Raw genomic sequence first — 19,120 nt, 5'->3', positions numbered from 1 at the left:
CGATGGGAGAGAAATTATCGCAGCCTGTGAGTACATATCCTCATGTTATGGCGGTTGGGCGGTTTTGTCGTCGGGGTCGGCTTAACTTGACTAGCAACGGAACCGAGGAGAACGTATGGCCGTGTGGCCCGGATCGATCAGCGCCATCACCCTGTTCGTCGACGATCTTGCCGCGACGAGGGTCGAACTGCTGAACGGTCCGATGGACCGCGAGTGGGGCATCCGCACGGCGAGTTTCCGAGACCCGGGCGGTCACATCTGGGAGATCGCGCAGCCGCTGGAATAGTCGAATGAGTGACGCGGGCGCCTTCGTGGATGCCGCCCTCCAGCTCGAATCCACCTGGCAGCGCGCTCGTGCCGATGGGTTGGGCATCGGCACCAACCTGCAGTTCTACGGGGCATCCGTTGGCGCGGTGCGCGGCACAATCCGGAATGTGGCCCAGCGGTATCCCGGCCTCGGGCACGACGAAATCACCGCCCTGAGCTCGGAGCTGTGGCACCCACCCGTCTTCGAGCGCCGGTTGGCCGCGATCGTGCTGCTGCAAACCCACGTGCGCCTGCTCGACAATTCCGACCTCACCCGCCTCGAGAGATTCCTGCGCGACGCGCGCACACCCGCGCTCGCCGATCCCCTCATCAGGGAGGTGATCAGCCCGCTCGTCGGGGGACTGGATGCTCCGGGTCGAGCCCGCGCGAACATAGCCCTCGCTCGCTGGGCGACCGACACCAACCCGTGGCTGCGGGGGGCCGCGCTGCAGATGAGTTGCCCGGAGTGAAGTCGTAGGGGTCTGTTGTTGCCCGAATCGCAGGTGTGGCCGGGAGATATCGGCCTGGCGAATCATGATGACGCTCGACATTAGTAACGCAATGCGTTATGCTCTACCGGTGATCCAGTCATTCGCGGACAAAGAGTCCGAGCTCGTCTGGCAACGATCACGTGTTCGCAAGTTTGGCTCCGACCTTCAGCGAATTGCGAACCGCAAATTGTTGATGCTGGACGCCGCCGAGACTCTCAATGACCTGCGAATCCCGCCCGGCAATCGCCTCGAACCGCTCCACAGTGACCGAAAGGGACAGCACAGTATCCGCATCAACGATCAGTGGCGCATCTGCTTCACCTGGACACCGGCCGGACCCGCCGACGTCGAGATCACTGACTACCACTAGAGAGGAGAAAGGAGAAAGGATGACTACTGCACACGACCCGATCCACCCCGGAGAGATTCTTCTCGAAGATTTCCTCACCCCGATGGGTATCACCCAGTACAGGCTCGCCCAGGCCATCTCCGTGCCCGCTCGACGCATCAACGAGATCGTCCACGGCAAACGCGCAATTTCCCCGGATACCGCACTACGACTATCTCGCGCTTTCGGCACATCCGATCGCTTTTGGATGAACCTCCAGAGCCGGTACGACCTCGATGTCGCCGTCACCAAGCATCACGAGCAACTCAACCAGATCAAACCTCTACTCTCAGCCTGACCTGCCCCAAGCCCTGCACCCGTTTCTCCCCTGCTCCCCTTTCGCAAGGGCTGGTTCGACCCCGCTGCTCCCGAGATCGGACTCGACAGGATCACGCCCCACGAGATACGCCACACCGCCGCGATGACACTCCACACTTGCGCGGACTATTTCGATGACGATCTGGTCGACGTGGCGGCGACGCTCAATGAGACCAGGCTCAAGTCGCACGTAAAGCCTCTGGGTACCTAGCAATGCCCCCGGCTAGAGCTCGAAAACTAAGCGGAGACCGTCATTCACCCGGTCAAGAATTCCATCTGAAATCTGGCCACACTTCTCGTCGAGATCCGACTTATTCAGTATGACGACTGCCGTGACATTGACGACCGAGTCGCGCGGAAGACCAGAGACCGCGGACGGAAGGAACACGTTCCCCGGCATTGTCGCGAGCGCCGTGTTCGAAGTGACCACGGCCGCCAGCACCGTCGCCAGTCGGCTGTCATTGAACGAGTCAGATTGGATGACGAGCACTGGGCGACGCTTCGCCGGGCGGCTGCCATCCGATGCGCCCAGGTCCGCCCAGTAGATGCCGCCTTGCAAGATCACCATTCGTCGGTAGCGCCGAGCACTCGGCGTCCGGCGCTGACGGCGAGCTCAGTTGATTCATCCGTCTTCCCGATGAGGTCGAGCGCCACGTCCATCTGCGCGGTCAGTGACTTGGCGTCCAGCTCATCCAGGTAGTTGACCGCCGCGCGGGCGAAGAACTCCGAGCGGCTCATCCCGAGTTCCTTTGCTCGGCGAGATGCGCGATCGAAAGTCTCGTCGGGGAGGGAGATTGCCGTCTTCATTCCCAAAGTATAACCCGGTATAACTTTTCCCTCGATCGGCGTCATCGACCCATCTCGAATTGACCAGGGTGGTGATTCGGGCGGCGCGCAGTCACCCATCGGTGAGCACCGCGCGGACCATCCTCCGCCCGTGCTCTTCAAAGGCCGAATCGCTGATGCTGTTCGCCCAGACCACCGTTCCAAGAGCTTGCTGAATGCACTCCAGACGGTAGATCTCACAATCCTGCGCGGTCATTGGTCGATCGAGGCCTTCCAAGAACGCGCATTCAAGATGCGGGCGCCCTGCGAACTGTTGGTTGGCCAGTCTGACAAGCTCGCTGGTCCAATGGCGCTGGTCCGCGCGGCCGAAATCAATCACTCGCAGTTGACCGTCGTTCACGAGCCAGTTGCGCGGCTGATAGTCACCGTGAGTAAAGGAAAGCGCCACTGGGCGGATCGAGACGGGAACAAGCCGCGCCTCGAGTCCCGAGAGCTGCACTTCGGGCACCAGTGGGCGAGCCCGCGAAATCGACAGCCTGGCGTCTGTGACGATCCGTTGGATGTAGTCCTCGGAGAGAGGTCCGGGAACGAGAAGTTGTTTCAGCCGGCATCCCGCCTGACGATAAGTCTCGGGATCCAGTTCAGCGTCAGTCCTCTCGACGAGTTCCCCGGGGAGGTAGTGGGTTACAAGGATGAGTTCATCGCGTGAAGAGTGAGCCAACCGCGGAACCCAGACGCTGAACCAACGTCAATTCCCGCATGCCTTCAGTATGCGACTGCGTGAAGTTTCGACTGGTGCCATATTTTTGCGACTGGCCGTTTTCGAGAGCTCCGGAGGCCTGAACGAAAAAGGCCCGGACTCCGATACGCGTTACGGAAACGCTGTATTGGCATCCGGGCCAGTGGTGACCCCAACCGGATTCGAACCGGTGTTACCGCCGTGAGAGGGCAGCGTACTAGGCCGCTATACGATGGGGCCGCAAGTGGACAACTCCCCGAGTATGCCACACGCGGGCGAGGCGCACCAAAACGGTGCGCCCACACGGGTCAGGGCGCGAGGATCCGCAGGGCTCCCGGCACGATTTCGACCTCGACCGGCAGCGGGCCGACCCGTTCCCCGTCTGCGTAGGCGACCACGCCATCCGCCTCAATTGTTACGTGCTTTGCCCGACGAATCGAGACCCGCGGATCCGTCACATGCGTGCCAGAAAACACTCGCGGGAAGATGACAAGGAAGGCGGTGCGAGATAACGGCTGCACCACGAATACATCGAGAAACCCATCGTCGAGGAGTGCGTCTGGGGTGATCAGCATTCCCGCGCCGAACGAGGTGTTGTTGGCGATCGACACCAGGGTGCCCGCTGTATTCCACTCGACCCCGTCGAGCACGAGACGGTAGGGCGTGGGCGTGAGGGTCGCGAGTTCGCACAGGAGGGCCAAGTTGTAGCGGCTCTTGCCGCGGGGCCAGCGCCACCGGTTGGCACGCTCGTTCACGCGCGCGTCGAAACCGGCGGAAAGCACGCCTGCATACCAACGATCTGGTGCCCCCGCACGACGGATGATCGCGGCATCGATAACCCGCGGCTCTCGGGTCATCGCGGCGAGCAGCAGATCGATCGCGGCATCCGTATTCCCAATCGGGATATGCAGGCCGCGGGCAACATCGTTGCCGGTGCCCGACGGCACGATTCCCAGCGGCAGAGAAGTACCGGCGACGAGGTTGGTGCCGAGGCTCACCATGCCGTCCCCTCCCACGACCACGAGCGCATCCGGATTGAGGGCGATCGCTTTGTCAGCTTCCCGATACAGGTCGGCAAAGGTCGGCTCGCTGAGGGCCGTCACCCGATGGCCGGCACCGCGAAGCGCCTGCACGACGGCCGGTCCGACTGCGCGTCCCTTGCCGAATGAGGCGGACGGATTGATAGCGACCACGACATGCAACGCGGTCACGAGATCACGAGGTCACGAGGGCGGCACCGGTGTCGTCATCAGCCCAGTATGTCGGATACCGTTCGTGACACTACCGCGGCTCACTCGTCGGAGTACAGTCGGAAAAATGCGCATTACGAAGCAAGAACATGCCTGTCTCATCCTCGAATCCGCGGGCAAGCTGCTCGTCATCGATCCGGGAATGTTCACCACCGCCCTCGTCGGCCTCAACGGTGTCGTCGCCGTAGTGATCACCCACGAGCACGGTGACCACTGGACCGCAGACCAACTCACCCGCATCCTCGAGATCAATCCCGGCGTGCAGTTCTACGGTCCAGAGGGTGTCGCGATTGCGGCAACCGACTTTGATATCACCGTGGTGAAGGATGGCGACGCGATCGACGCTGAACCCTTTGCACTTCGATTCTTCGGCGAGAAGCATGCCGTGATCCACTCCTCGATCCCGACCGTGGACAACGTGGGGGTGCTGGTCAACGACTCGCTGTATTACCCCGGTGACTCTTTTACCGTGCCGGCCGGCGTCACAGTTGATACCCTCGCTGCGCCCGTCGGTGCGCCATGGCTCAAGATCGGCGAGGCGATTGATTTCGTGCTCGCCGTGCGACCGCGACGCGCATTCGCCACCCACGAAATGGTGCTGTCAACAGCTGGCAAGGGGTTGGGCGCGACGCGTCTCAAATGGGCTGTGGAGCAGGGCGGCGGCGAATTCGTGGCACTGGAGCCGGGAGACACGCTGGAACTGTAGCCCGGCTCGGCCCGTGGCCCGGTTCTCCAGCCACAAGCCTCAGATGTAAATCGCCGGGTCGGTGAAAGTCTCGGCAACGGATGACGCGGTGCGCGGCCGCACACGTGCCGGAATTCCGGTGAGCACGGAGTTGGGCGGGGCGTCCCGCACCACGACGGCATTCGCACCCACGATTGAGTCGTGGCCGATGCTGACCGGGCCGAGCACGCTGGCGCCGGCACCAACCGTGACACGGTCACCGATGGTCGGATGCCGGCGCTCCCGCACCGAGCTCGTGCCGCCGAGGGTGACACCGTGATACAGCACGACATCGTTCCCGACCACCGCGGTCTCACCGATCACCACGCCCATGCCGTGGTCGATGAAGAGTCGACGCCCGATGATTGCGGCCGGGTGAATCTCGACTCCGGTCAGCGCGCGAACGAGTTGCGAGTGGAGACGGGCTGCGAGAAAGAAGTGCCAGTTCCACAAACGGTGCGCAACCCGATAGCCCCACACCGCGTGGACTCCGGAGTACGCCAGAAACACCTCTGCGTTCGATCGAGCGGCGGGATCGTTCTTCCGCGCCATCCGGATGTCTTCGCGAATGCCTCGAAAAGGCATTGGGTCAGCCCGCGAGATCTTCGTACAGGATCGTCGACAGGTACCGCTCGCCGAAGCTCGCAACGATCACGACGATCGTCTTACCTGCGTTCTCCGGTCGTGCAGCAACGTCGAGAGCGGCCTGAACGCTTGCACCGGAGGAGATGCCGGCGAGGATACCTTCCTCTGACGCAAGGCGGCGCGCCATCGACACAGACTGGGTGATGTTGATATCGATGATCTCGTCGTACACCTCGCGATCGAGAACATCCGGCACGAAGTTTGCCCCGATGCCCTGGATCTTGTGCGGGCCAGGTGCTCCACCGTTGAGGATCGGTGACTCAGCCGGCTCGACACCGACCACAACGAGGCCGGGCTTCTGCTCCTTGAGGTAGCTGCCCGTTCCGGTGATCGTGCCCCCCGTGCCGATGCCCGCGACGAAGATATCCACGGCACCCTCGGTGTCATTCCAGATCTCAGGTCCGGTGGTGGCGCGGTGGATGGCCGGGTTCGCGGCGTTGGCAAATTGCTTGGCATACACGGCACCGGGGGTGCTCGCCACGATTTCAGCTGCGCGATCAACCGCAGCTTGCATTCCACCGGGCCCCGGGGTGAGAACGAGTTCGGCGCCGTACGCACGCAGGACGATCCGGCGCTCAGTGCTCATGGAGTCCGGCATCGTGAGGATCACCCGGTAGCCGCGAGCCGCGCCAACCATTGCGAGTGCAATACCCGTGTTGCCACTGGTGCTCTCCACAATCGTGCCGCCGGGCATCAGCTCGCCAGAGGCCTCTGCCGCATCGACGATGGCCACCGCGAGGCGGTCCTTCACTGTCGAGGAGGGATTGTAGAACTCCAGCTTCGCGAGCACCGTTGCGCCGAGACCCTCCGCGACCCTGTTGAGTCGCACCAGCGGGGTGTTTCCGTAGATCTCGGTGATGTCGTTGTAGATGCGTTGCGGCATGGGAGTGGGCTTCCTTTTCTGTGCCAGACGTTTTTTCGGATCGGCAGTTGCCTGCACGTCGATAGGTGTGGGTTACAACAGATTCAACGTTAGCGACATGGAATCCTTCCCGATTATGTCGCGTGCAGCCGGGTACTCACCGCGCGGCACCATGCGCCTATTCGTTAGCCTTGCGGTCGAATGAGGGGGCGCAGTGCTGACGAATCGCCGCGGGGTCTATGAATCGACACCCAGTAGATGACTAGCGGATGCCCGCCGCAATGAGATGCGCCCGCAGCCGATTCGGTGAATTGGCGATCTGCCAGTGCCACCGGGTCATTCCATGGCCCGCGGACCGAAGATCATCCTCGCGGCGCTTTTCATCGATCACCACCTGCTCTGGGGTCCGCCCGCGCAAGAATTCCGGGTCGGTGTACTTCACGTTGCCGTCGAACTCGCCAATCATGTTGAATTCCGGCCACCAGAAGTCGACGATGTACACCCGACCACTCGCCCCGGCCAGGGCAACCTGCAATTGCGGCATCGAGATTCCGGAACATGCCATGTTTGCGCGACTCACCGACTCACCCGGCCGATCAGCCCTCGCATCGGCGAACTCGATCGTTCGCCTAGCCTTCGCACCGCCGTGTGTTAACGCCATCTCATCGACTTGACGAAGCAGATCGTCTCGGACTACCGATGTCGGAGGCACTGACGCCAAAGCAGGCACTGACGCCAAAGCATGCGCTGACACCAGAGCAGGCACTGACGCCAGAGCACGCGCTGACACCAGAGGATTCACAGTTCTGCGCAGTGCGGCATCTGCCACGGCGACGCCAGTCGCGAAAGGAGTGCACGCCGCCAAATCCGCCACGGTGCGTGCGAGCGTCGTAACAGCGAGCTGATCAATCACGGCTGATTCGCGAGGGAGTCCGAGCGTGTGTCGCTCAAGCATGCTCGTCGAGCGGCCACCAGCAGCGCGCGGCACCAGGGCGTGCACTTTGACCGGCCAGTGGCCAACGAGGGGTAGGCGCCACAGTGCAGCGGCGGAGTAGTGCGAGAACACGGTGTCGGGCGGGACGACAAGCGACGCGGCCGTCACGCGGGCCCGATATCTCTGGTCCAAACTCATGGCATTCCAGAGCGGTGCCCGAATGTAGACACCTCTGAACATGGCGATCAATTCGCCTCGCGACACCGATGCAAAGAATGAGTATCGCTCTCCCGGAGTGGTCAGTTGCCGAGTCAGGTAGATGTGATCCATCAGGTGGAAGGGATTCATCAGGTGGGAAACGGTTGGTTGCATCCGCTGACAGTGCCGTACTCGGCGCTGCTGGCGGACTCCGCGACGCTCTTCTGTGCACCCGGGCAGCCAATCACGGATGGTGAGGGAGCAGATGCGCCGTCAGCTGCTGTGCCATCCGAGCACGATGAGGAGACGATACGGGGACCATGCGCCTTCTTATCAGCCATGCGGTCGAACGAATTGACGCATGGCTGACAAACGGGCGCACGGTCCGGCCGCTGAGCACCCACGCATCCACACCGACCCACGCACCCACACGTGCCTAAGCTGGAAGGACTCTAGACAAGGAAGTCCACCATGAACAGCTCCGCAGTGATCGTCGATGTCATCCGCACCCCGTCGGGTCGTGGCAAGCCGGGCGGCTCGCTCAGTGGAGTGCATCCGGTCGATCTTCTCGCCACTACCCTGCGCGCCCTCGTTGAGCGCAACGGTGTAGACCCGGCAATCGTCGACGACGTCATTGGCGGATGCGTCGGGCAGGCCGGCAAGCAGACCTACAACGTCACACGCAACGCCGTGCTCGGCGCCGGCTTCCCCGACCATGTACCCGCCGTGACAATCGACCGCCAGTGCGGGTCGAGCCAGCAGGCAGCCGTCTTCGCAGCCCAAGGCATCATGACCGGCAATTACGACATCGCCATCGCCTGCGGAGTGGAGTCGATGAGCAGCAACCCGATCGGCTACTCGATCATGGGCGAAGACATCTACGGCGAGCAAGTGGCCGCGCGCTATCCCGACGGACTCGTCGGCCAGGGAATCTCGGCAGAGCTCATCACAGCCAAGTGGGGCTTTTCACGCGCGCAGCTGGACGACTTCTCGGCCCGTTCGCACCAGCTCGCCGCCGAGGCGACCGCTGCGGGTCTCTTCGCCAACGAAATCATCCCCATCGGGGATGTATCCACAGACGAGACGGTGCGCGCGACCACGACCGGCGAAGGACTGTCCACACTCAAGCCAGCCTTCTACACCGAGCGATTCGCCGAGCGTTTTCCGGAGATCGGATGGCAGATCACCCCGGGTAACTCCTCGCCGCTGACCGATGCAGCAGCCGCAACCCTGATCATGAGCGAGTCGAAGGCCGCCGAACTCGGGCTCAAGCCCCGTGCGCGATTCCACAGCTTCGCCGTGACCGGCAGCGACCCCCTTTTCATGCTCACCGGTGTCATCCCGGCCACGGCGAAGGTGCTCGCGAAGGCCGGACTCACGATCGATGACATCGACGCCTTCGAAGTGAACGAGGCCTTCGCGCCGGTGCCGCTGGCCTGGCTTGCCGAGACCGGAGCGGATGCCGCCAAGCTCAACCCGCGCGGTGGCGCCATCGCCCTCGGGCACGCGCTCGGGGCATCCGGCGCACGCCTATTAGCCACGATGGTCAACCACCTCGAAGCCACCGGTGGGCGCTACGGCCTGCAGGTGATGTGCGAGGGCGGTGGCATGGCGAACGCCACAATCATCGAGCGCCTTTAACCCCGAAGGCCACCGGGCCGCACCGCGCGAAGTGCTGCATATAATTCAGCGAACAGTCGGCTTTCGCCTATCGCCTTCGGCACCGCGGTGGGCGATACTGAAAGCCATTGGACAGGCGTGGTCGTTTCGGCGGCGCCGGTGACCAGCACGGCAGCGATCACAGGAGATTGATGACCACCACAGACCCGACCGTGCCCGTCGCGGCCGTTCCAGCCGACATCGTTCCGAGCGATGTCACTGCAAGCCGAGCATCGCTAGACGTCGCGATTCGCGCCGATCTCGATGCGGCGATCGCGTCGCTTTCTGCGGGTGAGTCACGCTGGGCGAAGATGACGATCCCGGCCCGCATCACACTTCTTGGATCGGTGCACGCCGCCGTTGCCGCCACCGCCGATGAGTGGGTGGACGCCGCCGTACGCGCCAAGAACCTTGATCCAGACTCCGCCTATGTCGGAGAGGAGTGGATCTCCGGTCCGTACGTCGTACTGTCTTCCCTCCTCGCGCTCCAGCACACCCTCGGCGCCATCGCCTCGGGAAAAAGCCCCCTTGCAGACACGAAGCTCGGCAGTGCTCCCGGAGGCCGCGTGAGTGTGCCGGTGCTGCCCGCAAACCCCTACGAAGCGCTCCTGCTGCACGGCTTCAGCGCCGAGGTGTGGATGAAGCCGGGCACGACCGAGAGCACCGTTCGGGCATCCGCTGGTCTCGGTGCCCGCACTCCGACCGAAACCGATGGAGTCGGGCTCGTACTCGGCGCCGGTAACATCACCTCCATCCCCCCGCTCGATGTCCTGTACGAACTCGTCGCGCACAACCGGGTGGCACTGCTCAAACTCAATCCGGTGATGAACCGGATGCTCGCGCCATACACCGCCGCGTTCAAGCCGCTCATCGACCTCGGCCTGCTGCGCATCGTGACCGGCGCCGGGGACGTCGGCGGCTATCTCGTCAACCATCCCGGCATCTCCCACGTGCATATCACCGGCAGCGCGGTCACCCATGACGTGATCGTCTGGGGTACCGGCGCAGGTGCCGCCTCTCGCAAGGCCGCTGGTACTCCGCTGCTCACGAAGCCAATCACCAGCGAACTCGGTGGCGTCGCTCCAATCATCGTGCTCCCGGGAGCGTGGTCGAAGGCCGACCTGAGGTACCAAGCCGAGCATGTCGTCACGCAGCGCCTGCACAACGGCGGTTACAACTGCATCGCCGGCCAGATCGTGGTTCTCAGTGCGCAGTGGCCACAGCGCGAGGCTTTCCTCGCCGAGCTGCGCAGTGCCCTCGCCCGCACCCCCGACCGCGCTCCGTGGTATCCGGGCAGCGACGAGAGGGTCGGTCAGGCTCGCTCCTCCTACCCCGGTGCCGAAAAATTCGGAGCGAGCGGCGGCCGGCTACTCGTCGACATCCATGCCGACGACGACGCGGCTACGCTGCTGACCACCGAGTACTTCTCCCCCGTGCTTGGCGTGATCGAGTTGCCGGGCACCGGCCAGGCGTTCCTCGACACGGCCGTCGAGACAGTGAACCGCGACTTCGTCGGCACACTCGGTGCCAACATCCTCGGCCTGCCGAGCACGATCACGCAGCTCGGCACCGGATTCGAGAATGCCCTGGCACGGCTCGACTACGGCACCATCGCCGTCAACACCTGGACCGCCCTCGGTTTTCTCACACCGGGCGCTCCCTGGGGTGCCTTCCCCGGGCACACTCTCGATCATGTGCAAAGTGGCATCGGGGTCGTGCACAATTCACTGCTTTTGGCCGACACCGAGAAGACCATCGCACGCGGCCCATTCCGCCCCTTCCCCCGGTCGGCGCTGCACGGTGAGTTTGCGCTGTTCCCGAAACCACCGTGGTTCGTGACCGCCCGCAGCGCCAAGAAAACGGGTCGGTTGCTCGCAGAATTCGCCGCGGCTCCCTCGTGGTTCAAGATGCCTGCGATCTTCATCTCCGCGTTCCGCGCCTGACCCCGGTCGGTTTCTTGCACCGGTATCTGCACCATTCACCACACAATCAAAGGAGATTCACGTGGTTTTTAGAGGACCCCTGCCCGATGTCGAAATCCCCGACCTCAGCGTCTATGACTTCCTGTTCGGCGACATCGATGCAGGTGATCTCGACCGCATTGCGATCGTGGATGGCGCATCCGGTGCCGAGACCACGTACGGCCAGCTGATCGGGCAGACCAACCTCGTAGCGGGCGCACTCGCGGCCCGCGGCATCGGGCTGGGGGATGTCGTGGCGCTGCATTCACCCAACGTGCCGGCGTTCGCGCCGGTCTTCCACGGCATCCTGCGGTCGGGGGCCACCGCGACGACGGTGAATGGGCTGTACACCGGGGAGGAGATCAGTACCCAGCTCATCGATTCACAAGCGATCTTTCTCTTCACAGTGTCGCCTCTGCTCGGCGCGGCGAAAGATGCGGCAACCCGGGCCGGGATAGCGGATGACCGGATAGTCGTGCTCGACGGTGCCGAAGGCCATCTGTCCCTTCGCGATTTGCTCGCCGAGAACCACCTCGCACCGGACGTGCGATTCGATCCCGCCGAGCACGTCGCGGTGCTGCCTTACTCCTCTGGCACGACCGGCCGTCCGAAAGGCGTGATCCTCACCCACCGCAACCTGGTGGCGAATGTTGCGCAGTCCCTGCCGCTGCTCGGAGCGGATGCCGATTCCCGCGTACTCGCGGTGCTGCCGTTCTTCCACATCTACGGCATGACCGTGCTGCTGAATATGGCGTTCCGCACTCGAGCGCGACTGGTGACGATGCCACGGTTCGACCTGGCAGAATTTTTGCGCATCATCCAGGACTTCCGGATCAACTGGGCGTTCATCGCTCCCCCGATCGCGGTCGCGCTGGCGAAGCATCCGCTCATCGACTCGTACGACCTGTCGAGCATGGAGTTCATCGTCTCCGGCGCAGCACCGTTCGACGGCACGCTCGGCCGAGCCGTCGCCGATCGCATCGGATGCCGAGTGCGCCAGGGCTTCGGTATGAGTGAGATGAGCCCGGTGTCGCATAGCATTCCGGCGAACCGCGATGACATCCCACTCGGATCGGTCGGCATCACCCTGCCCAACATCGAGTGCAGGCTCATCGACACCGCGACCGGCGAGGATATCGAGATGCCGGCCGAGGGCACCAGCGCGCCCGGCGAACTACTCTGTCGCGGCCCGAACATCATGCGCGGCTATCTCAACAACGATGAGGCCACTCGGGCCACCATCGATGAGGAGGGGTTCCTGCACACCGGCGATATCGCCACGGTGAGTTCGGATGGCATGGTGTCAATCGTTGATCGCCTGAAAGAGCTCATCAAATACAAGGGCTACCAGGTGGCTCCGGCCGAACTCGAAGCCCTGCTTCTTACGCATTCGAGCATTGCGGATGCCGCGGTGGTCGGCGCCCACGATGCCGACGGCGAGGAGGTGCCGAAGGCGTTCGTCGTGGTGCAGTCGGGAGCCGAGATCACAGCGGAGGAGGTCATGTCGTTCGTGGCCGAACATGTGGCACCGCACAAGAAGGTTCGCCAGGTGGCATTCATCGACACCATCCCCAAGTCGTCCTCGGGCAAGATACTGCGCAAAGACCTCCGGAGCCTGGAGGTACCGGCATGACCATGAGAGACCCTTTCGACTACGTCGTGGTCGGGGCCGGGGCATCCGGAGCAGCACTGGCGGCCAAGCTCACCGAAGACGGCTCCCACACGGTGCTGCTTCTCGAGGCCGGTGCCGTTGATAAGAAGGCCGAGGTGCACATCCCAGCCGCCTTCTCGGCGCTGTTCCGCTCAGAACTGGACTGGAACTACGACACAACGCCGCAGCCACAACTTGCCGATCGCACGATCTACTGGCCGAGGGGCAAGATGCTCGGCGGGTCATCGTCGATCAACGCCATGATGTGGGTGCGCGGTTTTGCGGCCGACTATGACCACTGGGCAAAGACAGCAGGGCCGACCTGGTCGTATTCAGCACTGCTTCCGTACTTTCGCAGCGTGGAGCGAGTGGAGGGCAACACCGATCCGGATCAGGGCTCCGGAGGTGCCATCAGCATCGAGCACCAGCGCAGTCCGCGATCGCACACCGCGACCTTTCTGAAAGCGGTGGTGCAGGCTGGCTACTCGGTCGTCGCGCCGAACACCGCCCTGCCCGACGGATTCAGCCAGACCATGGTGAGCCAGAAGAAAGGCAAGCGATTCTCCAGCGCCGACGGCTACCTCGTACCCGCGAAAACACGCGCCAATCTCACCGTGCGAACGAACGCCCAGGCTACCCGGGTGCTGTTCGACGGCAGCCGCGCCACCGGTGTGGAATACGTGCTCGACGGGGTGACGACACAGGCGACGGCGCGGCGGGAGGTCGTGCTGTGCGGCGGGGCCGTGAATACCCCGCAGCTCCTGATGCTGTCGGGCATCGGCCCGAGGGCACAACTGGAGAGGCACGGCATCCCGGTGCTCGTTGATTCGCCCGAGGTGGGCGAAAACATGCGCGATCACCTGCTGTCCGGACTCATCGTCGAGACCCCAGGCGACACGCTTTTCACTGCGAAAAAGGTACCCGAGCTAGTGAAGTTCCTGGCCCGCGGACGCGGAATGCTCACCTCGAATGTTGCGGAAGCCTATGGTTTTGTGCGCTCGGATCCGTCGCTGGAACTGCCCGACATCGAGATCATCTTCGCGCCGGTCGCGTTCATCGGGGAGGGCCTCGTTCCCGCACCGGCTCACGGGATCACGATTGGTGCCATCCTGCTGAAGCCCGAGAGCACCGGAACGGTCACACTCGCGTCAGCCGATCCGCTCGCGGCACCCGTCATCGATCCCCGCTACCTGAGCGATTCCGGTGGTAGCGACCGCGCCCGGCTGATGGCGGGGCTCGGTATCTGCGAGGACATCCTCCAGGCCCCGGCGCTGCAGGCAACGACGGGGCCGCACTTTCTCGCTCCGGAGGGCGCCGACTCGCTCGGACGGGTCGAGCGAGACGCCGTTGCCCTCGAGACGGCAGCCCACACGATCTACCACCCCGTTGGCACCGCCCGCATGGGCACGGATGCGGCATCCGTCGTCGACGAGCAGCTGCGGGTGCGCGGAGTGCTTGGCCTTCGAGTGGCCGACGCGTCGGTGATGCCCGACATCATTCGCGGGCACACCCAGGCGCCGTCGATGGTGATCGGCGAGAAAGCCGCGGACCTGTTATTGCAGTCAGCACAACTGGGAGCGCCTGCCGCTGCATCTGTCGGCTGAATCGGCACGCGGTTCGCCGATCATTGGGCAGTCGGCTGGGCAGTCGGTTGGGCAGTCGGTTGGGCAGTCGGCTGCTCAGTCGGCTGCTCAGTCGGCTAGGCAGTCGGTTGGGCAGTCGGTTAGGCAGCGACAAGTCGCACCGCGCGATCGAGAACCTCGCGCACGGCGACGATCGCCGGCCTGGTGCTCGACGCCTCGCGCACCGAGGTGAAGATCGTGCGCTGCGGATGCTCCGGCAGCAGCACCAGGCGCGCCGTGGTGCCCCGCCCGATCCAAACCAGGTCGGGCAGCAGTGCGACGGCGTTGCCCGATTCGACGAGACGGATATGGGACTGGAGATCCGCCGTCTCGAATCGCACGTCGGGCTCGAACCCGGCGCGGCGGCAGGCCTGCTCGGCCCAGTGCCGGGAGGCGGTGCCGCGCGGTTCCATCACCCACGCGGCATCTGATGCCTCTGAGATAGCGGCGGGATGCGCGCGCCCGTGGCCGACCGGTGGCGTTGCAAGACGGATCGTGTCGGTCGTGAGCGTGCGCCGATCCAGCTCTGGATGGCGCGGGGCTGCGTGCCCCGGATACTGCTCGGCAATCACGAGGTCAAAGTCACGCGCCCAGGTCTCCCGCAGCGCGGTCTCCGGCTCGCGTTGCACCATCTCCACCCGCACCTCGGGGTATTCGCTCTCCATGATCGAGAGCGCGTCGGGCATCAGGGCGAGGGCTGCTGACTGGAACACCGCCAGTCGAACCGTACCGGTGATCGTCGTGAGCGAGGAGGCGAGTTCGGCTTCGGCGCGCTCGAGAGTACGCAGCACCTCCACGGTGTGACTGACGAGGATCTCAGCCTGTGGCGTGAGCACGACCCGACGACCCGACGTTCTCAGCAGCTCGACACCGACATCCTTCTCGAGTTGGCTGAGCTGCTGGGACACCGCAGAGGGGCTGAAATTCAGCGCCTCAGCCACACCCGCGAGGGTGCCACGAATGTGGAGTTCGCTCAGCAGACGGAGCCGCCGCACATCGAGCATCGGGTCCCCCATCAATAAGTTCTGCTTAATGATACTCATCAGTAACAGTCGCTTTACCTAACCGGATGGGCCATCGATACTAAGAGCAGAATGCCGCGAAAGGATTCCCGTGTCTGACACCGCAACCACGACGTCTCTCGATGACGCCCTCTCCCCCGAGCTGGCCGAGCGCACCGTCGCTCTCGTGCGCCATTGGCTCGAGGAGGGTGCCAAGGCACCGGTGAATGCCTCCGCCCAGCGCCTCGCCGGAGTGCTGAAAGACCCCAAAGGGCTCGACTTCACGGTCGGCTTCGTCGACGGTGTCATCCGCCCGGAAGATCTGACTGTCGCGGCCCGCAACCTAGCCGGGCTCGCGCCGCGCGTGCCCGCATTCCTGCCGGGCTACCTGCGAGCAGCCGTGCGTCTCGGCGGCGTGTTCGCCCCGCTGCTGCCCGGCATCGTTGTGCCGATCGCCCGCCGGGTATTGCGCGGCATGGTCGGACATCTCATCGTGGATGCCACACCGAAACGATTCGGCACCGCAATCGGCTCCCTTCGATCTCACGGTGCAAAGCTCAACGTCAACCTGCTCGGCGAAGCGGTACTCGGCGAGCGGGAAGCTGCCCGTCGCCTCGAAGGCACCCACGAACTGCTCGCACGGGACGACGTCGACTACGTGTCGATCAAGGTGTCGTCGACCGTCGCTCCGCACTCACCATGGGCGTTCGAAGCGGATGTCGAGCACGTCGTCGCGAGCCTCGCACCGCTGTTTGAGCGCGCGGCCACCTCGACGCCACCCAAGTTCATCAACCTCGATATGGAGGAGTACAAAGATCTCGACCTCACCGTCGCCGTCTTTACCCGAATTCTCGATCAACCGCGCTTCGCGAAACTCGAGGCCGGCATTGTGCTGCAGGCCTACCTGCCCGATGCGATGTCGGCAATGGTGACCCTGACCGACTGGGCCACCGCTCGCCGCGCCGCCGGTGGCTCCCGCATCAAGGTGCGTCTCGTGAAGGGTGCCAATTTGCCGATGGAGCAGGTCGAGTCGTCCGTGCGCGGCTGGCCCCTTGCCACCTGGTCGACCAAGCAAGACACCGATACCAACTACAAGCGCATTCTCGACTATGCCCTGCGGCCGGATCGCATCGATGCGGTTCACCTCGGTGTCGCAGGTCACAACCTCTTCGATGTCGCCTACGCCTGGCTCCTCGCCGGCACGCGCGGCGTGCAACACGGCATCGAGTTCGAAATGCTGCTCGGCATGGCGACCGGCCAGGCGGAAGCGGTGAAGAAGGATGTCGGCGGCCTGCTGCTCTACACACCGGTGGTGCACCCGAAGGAATTCGACGTCGCGATCGCCTACCTGATCCGCCGCCTGGAGGAGGGTGCGAGCCAGGACAACTTCATGTCTGCGGTCTTCGAGCTCTCCACCAACGAGGCGCTGTTCGAGCGGGAGAAGGCGCGATTCCTCGCCTCGCTCGCGAACCTCGACCGCGGCATCCCGCTGCCCCGCCGCACCCAGGACCGCAACCGGGATTGTTCTGACGCCGACCTGGCACCGACCAACCGGTTCGTGAACACCGTCGATACCGACCCCTCACTCCCGGCCAACCGCGCCTGGAGCGCGAACATCATCGGCCGCGTCGCGGGGTCGACTCTCGGTGTCGCAGCGGTGGCATCCTCGGTGATCTCCGATTCGAACTCCCTCGACCGTACGATTGCGGCGGCAACCGCCGCCGGTGCGAGTTGGGGTGCGCGGCCGGCAGCGGAGCGCGCCGCGATCCTGCATCGCGCCGGTGAGGCGCTGAGTGCTCACCGCGCCGAACTGCTCGAGGTGATGGCGAGCGAAGCCGGAAAGACCATCGACCAGGGTGATACGGAGGTGAGCGAGGCAATCGACTTCGCGCACTACTACGCCGAACTCGCTCGTAGCCTCGAGACTGTCGACGGCGCGTCCTTTGTGCCCTCGAAACTCACTGTCGTCACCCCGCCGTGGAACTTCCCCGTCGCGATTCCCGCGGGCTCTACTCTGGCGGCGCTCGCAGCCGGAAGTGCCGTGATCCTCAAGCCAGCCGCGCTCTCGGCCCGCTGTGGCGCCGTCCTGGCGGACGCCCTGTGGGAGGGCGGTGTGCCGCGCGACGTTCTGCAACTCGTGCAATTGAGCGAGCGCGACCTCGGCACGCACCTGATCTCCCACCCCGCAGTCGACCGGGTGATCCTTACCGGCGGCTACGAGACCGCGGAGTTGTTTCGCTCGTTCCGCGCCGATTTGCCGCTGCTCGCCGAGACAAGCGGCAAGAACGCAATCATCGTCACACCGAGCGCTGATCTCGACCTCGCCGTGAAGGATGTCGTGTCGTCAGCATTCGGGCACGCCGGACAGAAGTGTTCGGCGGCGTCCCTGGTGATCCTGGTCGGTTCGGTCGCCGACTCGGCCCGGTTCAGCAACCAGCTTCGGGATGCAGTCGCGTCGCTGAAGGTGGGCTACCCCACGGATGCGGCGACCCAGATGGGTCCGCTCATCGAGCCGGCCCATGGCAAACTGCTGACCGGCCTCACGACTCTCGGTGAAGGCGAATCCTGGATGCTGAGCCCGAGAAAACTCGACCGCGACGGACAGCTCTGGTCGCCGGGGGTGCGCACCGGAGTTCGTCGCGAGTCGGCGTTCCACCAGACCGAATACTTCGGGCCGGTGCTCGGCGTGATGACGGCGGCGACGCTCGAGGAAGCCATCGCACTGCAGAACGCGACCGACTTCGGGTTGACCGCGGGCATCCATTCCCTTGACTCCGCCGAGATCGGGCTCTGGCTCGACACTGTGCAGGCCGGAAACCTCTACGTCAACCGCGGCATCACCGGAGCCGTAGTGCAACGCCAGCCGTTCGGTGGCTGGAAGAAGTCATCGGTGGGCACTGGCACCAAGGCAGGCGGGCCGAACTATCTGGTCGGGCTCGGCTCATGGGTGCCCGCACACCACTCAGCGCCTGGCACCGCGATCACCCACGCCGGAGTGAAGGCACTTCGTGCGGCGGATGAGTCACTCTCCGGCGCATTCGGCAGCGATGCGGCGGCGATGCAGAGCACCTTCGGTCGGGCCGACGATGTTTCTGCCCTCACCGCCGAACGCAACGTATTCCGCTACCTTCCCGTACCGGTGACCATCCGGCTCTCCGAGGGCGCGGCCGTCTCCGAGCTGCTTCGAGTCGTCGGTGCGGGTCTTCTCGCAGCATCCGATCTCAGTATCTCCAGCGCCGTCGCAAGTGACGCGCTGCGCGAGTTGTCGGTTGTGGTCGAAGATGACGCCACCTGGCATGCCCGCATGTCCGCGTCGCCCCCCACCCGGATCCGCCTCATCGGCGGAGACCCGGTCGCCCTCGCGAAAGCGGTCGGCGGACGTCCGGATGTCGCGATCTACAGTGGCACGGTGACACCGGCTGGCCGCATCGAACTGCTCCCGTTCCTGCGCGAGCAGGCGGTGAGCATCACGGCACACCGTTTCGGCACTCCAAACCATCTCACGGACGACCTCATCTGATCCGAACCCGCTGGACTGCGCGTGGACCGTGGTCGAAGCGCGTTTCGCAGCCCTGACCGATGAGA

Annotated in this window: 18 protein-coding genes, 1 tRNA gene and 1 pseudogene; 10 read left to right on the top strand and 10 right to left on the bottom strand. The window is 64.1% G+C overall.

Annotated features, from left to right (window positions below):
* The first annotated feature begins 115 nt into the window (after window positions 1-115).
* From IWX88_RS02805 to IWX88_RS02790, 4 genes are all read left to right on the top strand, one after another.
* Window positions 116-286 carry a VOC family protein gene (locus IWX88_RS02805; RefSeq protein ID WP_196826928.1) on the top strand — a complete coding sequence of 57 codons (171 nt, stop codon included), beginning with the start codon at window positions 116-118 and terminating at the stop codon, window positions 284-286.
* Between the two features lie 4 nt (window positions 287-290).
* Complete coding sequence (locus IWX88_RS02800; RefSeq protein ID WP_196826926.1) at window positions 291-776, top strand: DNA alkylation repair protein; 486 nt, start codon at window positions 291-293, stop codon at window positions 774-776.
* A gap of 109 nt (window positions 777-885) precedes the next feature.
* On the top strand, window positions 886-1,167 hold the full coding sequence (locus IWX88_RS02795; RefSeq protein WP_196826924.1) for a type II toxin-antitoxin system RelE/ParE family toxin: 282 nt from the start codon (window positions 886-888) through the stop codon (window positions 1,165-1,167).
* A 19-nt stretch (window positions 1,168-1,186) separates the two neighbouring features.
* Window positions 1,187-1,483, top strand: a complete 297-nt coding sequence (locus IWX88_RS02790; protein WP_196826922.1) for a HigA family addiction module antitoxin — start codon at window positions 1,187-1,189, stop codon at window positions 1,481-1,483.
* Window positions 1,484-1,726: 243 nt separating this feature from the next.
* Here IWX88_RS02790 and IWX88_RS02785 read toward each other — a convergent pair whose 3' ends face one another.
* From IWX88_RS02785 to IWX88_RS02765, 5 genes are all read right to left on the bottom strand, one after another.
* Window positions 1,727-2,071: a type II toxin-antitoxin system PemK/MazF family toxin gene (locus IWX88_RS02785; protein WP_196826920.1), complete on the bottom strand. Its 345-nt coding sequence runs from the start codon at window positions 2,069-2,071 to the stop codon at window positions 1,727-1,729.
* Window positions 2,065-2,310, bottom strand: a complete 246-nt coding sequence (locus IWX88_RS02780; RefSeq protein ID WP_196826918.1) for a ribbon-helix-helix protein, CopG family — start codon at window positions 2,308-2,310, stop codon at window positions 2,065-2,067. The genes IWX88_RS02785 and IWX88_RS02780 overlap by 7 nt, the downstream gene beginning before the upstream one ends.
* 91 nt (window positions 2,311-2,401) lie before the next feature.
* Window positions 2,402-3,010: a phosphotransferase gene (locus tag IWX88_RS02775; protein WP_196826916.1), complete on the bottom strand. Its 609-nt coding sequence runs from the start codon at window positions 3,008-3,010 to the stop codon at window positions 2,402-2,404.
* A 182-nt stretch (window positions 3,011-3,192) separates the two neighbouring features.
* Window positions 3,193-3,268 (bottom strand) — tRNA-Glu (locus IWX88_RS02770).
* Between the two features lie 68 nt (window positions 3,269-3,336).
* On the bottom strand, window positions 3,337-4,239 hold the full coding sequence (locus tag IWX88_RS02765; protein ID WP_196826914.1) for a diacylglycerol kinase family protein: 903 nt from the start codon (window positions 4,237-4,239) through the stop codon (window positions 3,337-3,339).
* A 106-nt stretch (window positions 4,240-4,345) separates the two neighbouring features.
* Between IWX88_RS02765 and IWX88_RS02760 the strand changes: the two genes are divergently transcribed.
* The gene (locus tag IWX88_RS02760; RefSeq protein ID WP_196826912.1) at window positions 4,346-4,984 is read left to right on the top strand and encodes an MBL fold metallo-hydrolase; all 639 of its coding nucleotides are present in this window, start codon (window positions 4,346-4,348) and stop codon (window positions 4,982-4,984) included.
* A 39-nt stretch (window positions 4,985-5,023) separates the two neighbouring features.
* On the opposite strand, the gene epsC is transcribed toward IWX88_RS02760, so the two are convergent.
* From epsC to IWX88_RS02745, 3 genes are all read right to left on the bottom strand, one after another.
* Entirely contained in the window at window positions 5,024-5,587 is a 564-nt protein-coding gene (epsC, locus tag IWX88_RS02755; protein WP_196826910.1) for a serine O-acetyltransferase EpsC, read from the bottom strand.
* Window positions 5,588-5,591: 4 nt separating this feature from the next.
* The gene (cysK, locus tag IWX88_RS02750; protein ID WP_196826908.1) at window positions 5,592-6,530 is read right to left on the bottom strand and encodes a cysteine synthase A; all 939 of its coding nucleotides are present in this window, start codon (window positions 6,528-6,530) and stop codon (window positions 5,592-5,594) included.
* A gap of 241 nt (window positions 6,531-6,771) precedes the next feature.
* Window positions 6,772-7,815 carry a hypothetical protein gene (locus IWX88_RS02745; protein ID WP_196826906.1) on the bottom strand — a complete coding sequence of 348 codons (1,044 nt, stop codon included), beginning with the start codon at window positions 7,813-7,815 and terminating at the stop codon, window positions 6,772-6,774.
* 297 nt (window positions 7,816-8,112) lie between these two features.
* On the opposite strand from IWX88_RS02745, the gene IWX88_RS02740 reads away from it, so the two are divergent.
* From IWX88_RS02740 to IWX88_RS02725, 4 genes are all read left to right on the top strand, one after another.
* Window positions 8,113-9,282, top strand: a complete 1,170-nt coding sequence (locus IWX88_RS02740; RefSeq protein ID WP_196826904.1) for a thiolase family protein — start codon at window positions 8,113-8,115, stop codon at window positions 9,280-9,282.
* 170 nt (window positions 9,283-9,452) lie between these two features.
* Window positions 9,453-11,243, top strand: a complete 1,791-nt coding sequence (locus tag IWX88_RS02735) for an aldehyde dehydrogenase family protein (protein ID WP_196826902.1) — start codon at window positions 9,453-9,455, stop codon at window positions 11,241-11,243.
* A gap of 61 nt (window positions 11,244-11,304) precedes the next feature.
* A complete protein-coding gene (locus IWX88_RS02730; RefSeq protein WP_196826900.1) occupies window positions 11,305-12,894 on the top strand; it encodes an AMP-binding protein in 1,590 nt (529 codons plus the stop codon).
* Window positions 12,891-14,516 carry a GMC family oxidoreductase gene (locus IWX88_RS02725; RefSeq protein WP_196826898.1) on the top strand — a complete coding sequence of 542 codons (1,626 nt, stop codon included), beginning with the start codon at window positions 12,891-12,893 and terminating at the stop codon, window positions 14,514-14,516. The genes IWX88_RS02730 and IWX88_RS02725 overlap by 4 nt, the downstream gene beginning before the upstream one ends.
* Window positions 14,517-14,536: 20 nt before the next feature.
* Here IWX88_RS02725 and IWX88_RS14165 read toward each other — a convergent pair.
* A pseudogene (locus IWX88_RS14165) lies at window positions 14,537-14,602 on the bottom strand (PT domain-containing protein); the annotation flags it as partial.
* Window positions 14,603-14,635: 33 nt separating this feature from the next.
* Entirely contained in the window at window positions 14,636-15,538 is a 903-nt protein-coding gene (locus IWX88_RS02720) for a LysR family transcriptional regulator (RefSeq protein WP_231368836.1), read from the bottom strand.
* 109 nt (window positions 15,539-15,647) lie between these two features.
* On the opposite strand from IWX88_RS02720, the gene IWX88_RS02715 reads away from it, so the two are divergent.
* A complete protein-coding gene (locus IWX88_RS02715) occupies window positions 15,648-19,055 on the top strand; it encodes a bifunctional proline dehydrogenase/L-glutamate gamma-semialdehyde dehydrogenase (RefSeq protein WP_370568141.1) in 3,408 nt (1,135 codons plus the stop codon).
* The last annotated feature ends 65 nt before the right edge of the window (window positions 19,056-19,120 follow it).

The sequence above is a fragment of the Frigoribacterium sp. CG_9.8 genome (genome assembly GCF_015751965.1).
GTDB lineage: Bacteria > Actinomycetota > Actinomycetes > Actinomycetales > Microbacteriaceae > Lacisediminihabitans.
The sequence above is the reverse complement of the archived record's forward strand: the minus strand, read 5'-3'. Positions and strand labels throughout refer to the sequence as shown.